Below are 6,988 nucleotides of genomic sequence, written 5' to 3'. Positions count from 1 at the left end.
CGACCTGCTGCACGGGCGGTGGGCGGTGCTGCGACGCGGCAAGCGGACGCTCGCGGTCGTGGACGCCGACGCCGGGTCGCCGCCGCGGCGACCGCCGCGTGGCTCGTGCTCGCGGTGCTCGTCGGCTGCGCACCTGCAGGGCGTTCGACGGACGCGGGCCGGACGACGACCCCGTCTCCGGTCGTCGTCACCGCGCCGCGCGAGGCGACCAAGGTGGCGCCCCCGGCGCCCGCCCCGCCGCCGCCCCCGGCGTTCACGTCGACGATCAGCGAGATCACCCCCGACCTCGCCGCGCGCATGTCGTCGTCCTGGCGCGAGGGCTGCCCGGTCCCGCTCGCGGACCTGCGGTACGTGACGGTGACGCACCACGACTTCGCGGGCGACGCCGTGCAGGGCGAGCTCGTGGTGCACGCCGACTCCGCCGACGCGATGGTCGCCGTGTTCCACGCGCTGTGGGACGCGGGCTACCCGATCCGGTCGCTGCGGCTGGTCGACGACTTCGGCGGGAGCGACGACGCGTCGATGGCCGCCGACAACACGTCGGCCCTCAACTGCCGGGCCGTCACGGGCGGCACCCGCTGGTCCGAGCACGCGTACGGCCGGGCGATCGACGTGAACCCGGTCGAGAACCCGTACGTGCTCGGCCGCCACGTCGCCCCGCCCGCGGGTCGGGAGTTCGCGGACAGGCCGGACGCGCCGGGCGTGATCCACGACGACGACGTGGTCGTGCAGGCGTTCGCGTCGGTCGGCTGGGAGTGGGGCGGCGACTGGTCGTCGCCGATCGACTACCAGCACTTCTCCGCGACGGGCCGCTGACCCGGCCCGAGTGCCGCCTCCGGCCGGGTCCGCGACGGGCCGCTGACCCGGCCCGAGTGCCGCCTCCGGCCGGGTCAGCCGGTCAGGAGCGCCCGAGGGCGTCGATCGCGGCCATCTGCTCGTCGTCCAGCGTGAAGCCGAGCACGTCGAGGTTCTCCTTGAGCCGCTCCGGCCGGACCGACTTCGGGATGACGACGACGTCGTGCTGCACGTGCCACCGCAGCACCACCTGCGCGGGCGTGACCCCGTGCGCCTCGGCAGCCCGGACGATCGCGTCCGCCCCGAGGTCCACGCGCTTGAGCGGGCTGTACCCCTCGACGACGACGCCGCGCTCGCGGTGCGCCGCGAGCAGGGCCAGGTCGTGGTCGGCGGGGCTGTACGGGATCTGGTTGACGGCCGGCGCCTCACCGGTCACCTCGATGAGCTCGTCGATCTGCGCGATCGAGTAGTTCGACACCCCGATCGACCGGACGAGCCCCTCGTCACGCGCCTCCCGGAACGCCTGCCACGTCTCGGGCGACGCCTGCCGGTGCGGCGGCCAGTGCACGAGCCACAGGTCCAGGTGGTCGACGCCGAGCAGGCTGAGCGACTCCATGAGCGTCTGGCGCTCGCGGCCGGCGTGGTCGGGCGGGAGCTTGGTCGTGAGGAACACGTCGTCCCGGCCGACGCCGACCGTGGAGAGCGCGCGTCCGACCTGCGCCTCGTTGCCGTACCCGGTCGCGGTGTCGATGTGCCGGTAGCCGAGCTCGATGGCCGCGACCACGGCCCGCTCGGCCTCGTCGCCCTCGGACTGCCAGGTGCCCAGGCCGAGCACGGGGATGCGGCCGCCGGGCAGCGGGAGCGTGGGGATGCTGGTGATGGTCATCGGGTCAGTCTCACCCGAGGTCGGCGAACGCGCGTCCGGTCAGGCTCCCGCCGGCTCCCGTTCGGTGTGCTCCGCCCGCCCGAACCGCGCCTGGTCGGGGCGCACGAGCCCGAGCTGCGCGGGCACCGGCCTGCTCACGAGGTTGAGCGCCCAGTCGGCGGCGATCCGCGCACGGTTGGCCATCGAGGGCACCGCGTACAGGTGGTACACCTTCGCGACGACCTTCGCGGGCAGGCCGGTCAACGGCACCCCGAGCGGCCGTGCGACGGCCTGCCGCCGGCCGAGGTCGGCGACGAGCCCGAGGTCGTGGTGCCGGTAGGGTCCCGCCTCGCCGTGCCCCAGGCTCGCGGCGATGTTGCGGCCGAGCACGACACCCTGCCGCTGGGCGTGCTGCGCGGTCGGCGGGTAGGGGAGCGCCGCGTCGCTGAACGGGTCCGGCGTCGACGCGGCGTCACCGCCGGCCCACACGTGCTCGCTGCCCGTGACCCGCAGCTCGGCGTCCACCACGACGCGGCCGCGCGCGACGTCCAGACCGAGCTGCCCCACGAGCGGCGGCGGCGTGACGCCCGCGGTCCAGAGCACCGTGTGGCACGGGATCACGGTGCCGTCGGACAGCGTGACGCGGTCCTCGAGGATCTCCTGCACGGACGTCTCCAGCAGCACGCGCATGCCGCGGCGCCGGATCTGGTCGAGCGCGAACCGCCCGAGCCGCGGGCCGAGCTCGGGCAGCACGGCGGGGGCGACGTCGACGAGGATCCACGTGACGTCGTCCTGCCGCAGGCGGGGGAACCGGTCGAGCTGCGACTGCGTCATGACCTGGAGCTGCGCGGCCGTCTCCGTCCCGGCGTACCCGGCCCCGACCACGACGAACGTCAGCCGGGCGCGACGTTCGGCGAGGTCCTGCGTGGCATCGGCGAGCTCCAGCTGCCGCAGCACGTGGTCGCGGATGTAGACCGCCTGCACGAGCGTCTTGAGTCCCAGCGACCGTTGGCCCATGCCGGGCGTCGAGAGCCGTCGGGTCACCGAGCCGACCGTGAGGGCCAGCCGGTCGTAGGGCACGACGAGCGGGTCGGCGAGACCGCACGTGACGCTCAGGGTGCCCGCGGCCACGTCCACCTCGTCGACGACGCCCTGGATGATCCGCGCGCGGCGCAGCGCCGAGTGCAGGGGCACGGCGATCCTGCGGGGGTCGAGCCGGCCCGCGGCGACCTCGGGCAGGAGGGGTGAGTAGCAGAGGTGGTCGGTGGCGCTGATGACGGTGAGGTCGGCGGCGCCGCGGGGCAGGACGCGTTCGAGCGTCCGTGCCGCGTAGAACCCGGCGAAGCCGCCGCCGACGACGACCACGTGCGGACGTGCAGCGCTCATGCGTTCCTCCCGGGGCCCGGGCGGGCGTCGTCGCCCGTCGGGCCGACGCTAGTGCTCGGCCGGTCCCACGGCGACGGGTCGGCAGAAAGGGGGCGTGACGTGCGCGGTCGCCCGTCGCTACCCTCCGAGGGTGGCTGCGACCGAAGCTGCCCGACGCACGTCCCTCTCCGTCTCGTCGCCGCCGGCCGTGGCCTGGGCCCCGGTCCTCGCCGTCGCCGGTGCGCTGCTCGTCGTCCTCGTGTCGTTCGCGGGCCGGTACGGGCCCCACCGCGACGAGCTGTACTTCGTCGCCGCGGGCCGCCGCCTGGCGTGGGGCTACCCGGACCAGCCGCCGCTCACTCCGGCGATCGCACGCCTGACGGACCTCGCCGCGCCCGGCTCGGTCACCGTGCTGCACCTGCCGAGCGCGGTCGCGATGGCGGCGTTCGTCCTGCTGGCGGCCCTGACGGCGCGCGAGCTCGGCGGCGCGACGGCCGCGCAGGTGCTCACGGCGGTCACGGCGGCGACGGGCGCCGTGACGGCGATCCTCGGGCACATGCTGTCGACCGCGACCGTGGACCTGCTGTTCTGGACGGCGATCGTCTACGCGGTCGTGCGCGTGCTGCAGCGGGACCGGCCGCGCGGGTGGCTCGCCGTCGGGCTGCTCACCGGGATCGGGCTGGAGGACAAGCACCTCGTCGCGTTCCTGCTCGGCGGCATCGTCGTCGGGATCGCGCTCACGCCCGCGGTCCGGCATCACCTGCGGTCGCCCTGGGCGTGGGCCGGCGTGGGGATCGCGCTCCTGCTGTGGGCGCCCAACCTCGTCTGGCAGGCGACGCACGGGTGGCCGCAGCTCGAGCTGGCCCGCGACATCCGCGACGAGTACATGACGCTCGAGGAGCGGATCAACTACGTCGTCCTCACGTTCATCATCTTCAGCCCCGTCACCGCGGTGCTGTGGGTGTACGGGCTGGTGCGGCTGCTGCGAACGCCCTCGCTGGTCCGGGCCCGGCCGCTCGCGTTCGCGTTCGTGCTGCTCTTCGTCGGGTTCTTCCTCACGGGTGGCAAGGCGTACTACCTGGCCGGTCTGGTCCCCGTGCTGTTCGCGGCGGGCGCGTGCGGGCTGGCCGAGCGGTGGAGCCGGCGCGGGCTGTGGGTCGCCGGGGCGGTCGTCGCGCTGAGCGGGCTCGTCGTGTGGCCCGCAGGGCTGCCGATCCTGTCCGAGCGGGGCTACGGGCAGTCGTTCCTCGCCGCCGTCAACGAGGACCAGGCGGAGATGATCGGCTGGCCGCGGTTCGTCGAGACGGTCGACAAGGCCGTGTCGTCGGCCGGCGCGACGCTCGTCGTGGCCCAGAACTACGGCGAGGCCGGTGCGCTGGAGTTCTACGGGGCGCCCGTGCCCGTGTTCAGCGGGCACAACGCGTACGGCGACTGGGGGCCGCCGCCCGCCGCCGAGGGGCCTGTGGTGCTCGTCGGGTACGACGTCGCGCCGGGCTGGGCGGTGGGGTGCGAGCAGGTCGCGACGATCGACAACGGGGTCGACGTCGACAACGAGGAGCAGGGGACCGCGGTGCTGGCGTGCGCCGGGCCGCGCGGTGCGTGGGCCGACGTGTGGGACGAGGTCCGCCACCTCGACGCATGACGCGCGCGACCGCCGGACGACTCCCGGCCTGATGGTTCGACGCCCGCGTGTGGCTCAGTCGATGGATTGCGTTGTGCACGTAAGTTCTTGCAATCTCCGGTTCGCTCTTGTCCTCCGGTTTGTCCAGTCCCTACCGTGTGTCCCGATCGCACGGCGCCCGCGGACCGCGGGGCCGGCTCGGCTGCGCAAGGAGGCGCTCCCGTGAGGAACACGCGTACCCGCTCGTCCCGTCCCCCCGCCCCCCGGGTTCCCCGGCCCCTGGCCGCTGCCGCCGCGCTCGTCCTCGCCACCGGCCTCGCGGTGACCACGGCCGGCCAGGCGTCCGCGCACGCCCGCCCGCCGGCCGCCCCGCCGACCCCCGTGACGCGGGCCGCCCTCGACCCGTCGCTCGTCGCCGGCCGCGGCGCCGACCTCGGCTTCGTCGAGCAGGAGGCTGAGCACGGCGTCACGACCGGCACCATCATCGGCCCCGATCGCACCGCGTACACGCTCCCCGCGGAGGCGTCGGGCCGCACGGCCGTCAAGCTCACCCCCGGCCAGTACGTCGAGGTCCGCCTGCCCAAGGCAGCCAACGCGATCACCGTCCGCTACTCGCTGCCCGACGCACCGGGCGGCGGCGGCATCACCGCACCGCTCGACGTCACCGTCGACGGCGGCCGGAAGCAGTCGATGACGCTGACGTCGCAGTACTCGTGGCTCTACAACCAGTACCCGTTCACGAACGACCCGAACGCGGGCCTGCTGCACCCCGACTGGTGGATCACCGAGTGCGGCTGCGTCCCCGCCGCGACCACCCCGGTCCCGACGATCACGACACCGTTCCGGCCGATGCACTTCTACGACGAGCAGCGCCTGCTCCTCGGCCGCACGTACCAGGCCGGCGGGACGGTGCGGCTGACCGTGCCGAAGGGCAGCACGGCGGCGTGGACGGTCGTCGACCTCGTCGACTCCGAGCTCGTCGGGCCGCCGAAGGTCCGGCTCAAGGCGGCGAACGTGCTGCTGTTCGGTGCCGACCCGACGGGCCGCAAGGACTCCGCGAACGCGCTCGACAAGGCCATCGCGTTCGCGCAGCGCCACGACCTGCCCGTCTACGTCCCGCCGGGCACCTACCAGGTGAACCGCCACATCGTGGTCGACGACGTCACCATCGAGGGCGCCGGCAGCTGGTACACGGTGTTCCAGGGCCGCGAGGTCGCCCTCTCGACCCCGGCGCCCGACGGGTCGGTGCACACCGGTGTCGGGTTCTACGGCAAGGACGCCGCCGCCGGTGGTTCGCGCAACGTGCACCTGTCCGGGTTCGCGATCCGCGGCGACGTGCGCGAGCGGATCGACACCGACCAGGTCAACGGCGTCGGCGGCGCGATGAGCGACTCGACGATCGACGGCCTCTACATCCAGCACACCAAGGTCGGGCTCTGGTTCGACGGGCCCATGTCCGGGACGACGATCACGAACACGATGGTCGTCGACCAGATCGCGGACGGCCTCAACTTCCACACCGGCGTGACCGGATCGACGGTCCGCAACTCGTTCTTCCGGAACACCGGCGACGACGGCCTCGCGATGTGGTCGGAGCGCACCGAGAACGCCGGCAACACGTTCGACCACAACACGGTCCAGACCCCGACGCTCGCCAACGGCATCGCGATCTACGGCGGCACCGACAACACCGTCTCGGCGAACCTCGTCGCGGACCCGATCCGGGAGGGCAGCGGTCTGCACGCGGGCTCGCGGTTCGGCGCCGAGCCGTTCACCGGGTACCTGCGGTTCACCGACAACACGACCGTCCGGGCGGGCACCTACGAGCTCAACTGGAACATCGGGCTCGGCGCGCTGTGGATGTTCGCGCTGGAACGCAACATCGATGCCGACGTGCAGGTGGTCGGCGACCACTTCCTCGACAGCACGTACAACGCCCTCATGCTCGTGACCGACTGGCCCGTCAAGGACCTCTACTCGATCACGAACGTCCACTTCACCGACCTGCGGGTCGACGGCACCGGCACCTCGGTGCTCAGCGCCCGCACCGCCGGCTCCGCGACGTTCACGAACGTCGACGCCCGCAACGTCGGCGCGGTCGGCATCAACAACTGCGGGTCGTTCCACTTCACGCCGGCCGGCTCGGAGTTCACGGTGCTCGACGGCGGCGGCAACGACGGCGGCGGCACCACCGGCCCGTGGTTCGCGCCGTGGGAGCTGCCGAACACGATCACGTGCGATGACCGGCCGCCCGTGGTGACGCCCCCGCCGCCGTCGGCGTGGTGAGCGGGACGTAGGACGGCGACGGGCGCGCCCGGGTTCGAGGACCCCCGGGCGCGCCC

5 protein-coding genes are annotated in these 6,988 nt (G+C 73.7%); 3 read left to right on the top strand and 2 right to left on the bottom strand.

Annotated elements, in window-relative coordinates:
• Positions 1-816 (top strand): M15 family metallopeptidase (locus J7523_RS15450; RefSeq protein ID WP_363267122.1); only part of this gene is annotated, 816 nt, incomplete at its 5' end.
• An 82-nt stretch (positions 817-898) separates the two neighbouring features.
• On the opposite strand, the gene J7523_RS15445 is transcribed toward J7523_RS15450, so the two are convergent.
• Both J7523_RS15445 and J7523_RS15440 read right to left on the bottom strand, forming a co-directional pair.
• Positions 899-1,681, bottom strand: a complete 783-nt coding sequence (locus J7523_RS15445; RefSeq protein WP_291888495.1) for an aldo/keto reductase — start codon at positions 1,679-1,681, stop codon at positions 899-901.
• A gap of 39 nt (positions 1,682-1,720) precedes the next feature.
• A complete protein-coding gene (locus J7523_RS15440; RefSeq protein ID WP_291888493.1) occupies positions 1,721-3,046 on the bottom strand; it encodes an FAD-dependent oxidoreductase in 1,326 nt (441 codons plus the stop codon).
• A gap of 130 nt (positions 3,047-3,176) precedes the next feature.
• Here J7523_RS15440 and J7523_RS15435 point away from each other — a divergent pair, with 130 nt between their 5' ends.
• Together J7523_RS15435 and J7523_RS15430 are read left to right on the top strand one after the other, a co-directional pair.
• Positions 3,177-4,667, top strand: a complete 1,491-nt coding sequence (locus J7523_RS15435) for a glycosyltransferase family 39 protein (RefSeq protein ID WP_291888490.1) — start codon at positions 3,177-3,179, stop codon at positions 4,665-4,667.
• Between the two features lie 201 nt (positions 4,668-4,868).
• Positions 4,869-6,932 (top strand): glycosyl hydrolase family 28-related protein, encoded by a 2,064-nt coding sequence (locus tag J7523_RS15430; RefSeq protein WP_291888487.1) that lies wholly within the window; start codon positions 4,869-4,871, stop codon positions 6,930-6,932.
• Positions 6,933-6,988 lie beyond the last annotated feature (56 nt).

The organism is Cellulomonas sp. (assembly GCF_017744555.1).
Taxonomy (GTDB): Bacteria; Actinomycetota; Actinomycetes; order Actinomycetales; family Cellulomonadaceae; genus Cellulomonas.
Note: the sequence above shows the minus strand (reverse complement) of the source record. Positions and strands in the feature narration are given on the sequence as shown.

Bases quoted from the DNA above. Each gene is read 5' to 3' on its own strand.
- J7523_RS15440 (WP_291888493.1), bottom strand. From the start codon at position 3,046: ATGAGCGCTGCACGTCCGCACGTGGTCGTCGTCGGCGGCGGCTTCGCC.
- J7523_RS15445 (WP_291888495.1), bottom strand. From the start codon at position 1,681: ATGACCATCACCAGCATCCCCACGCTCCCGCTGCCCGGCGGCCGCATC.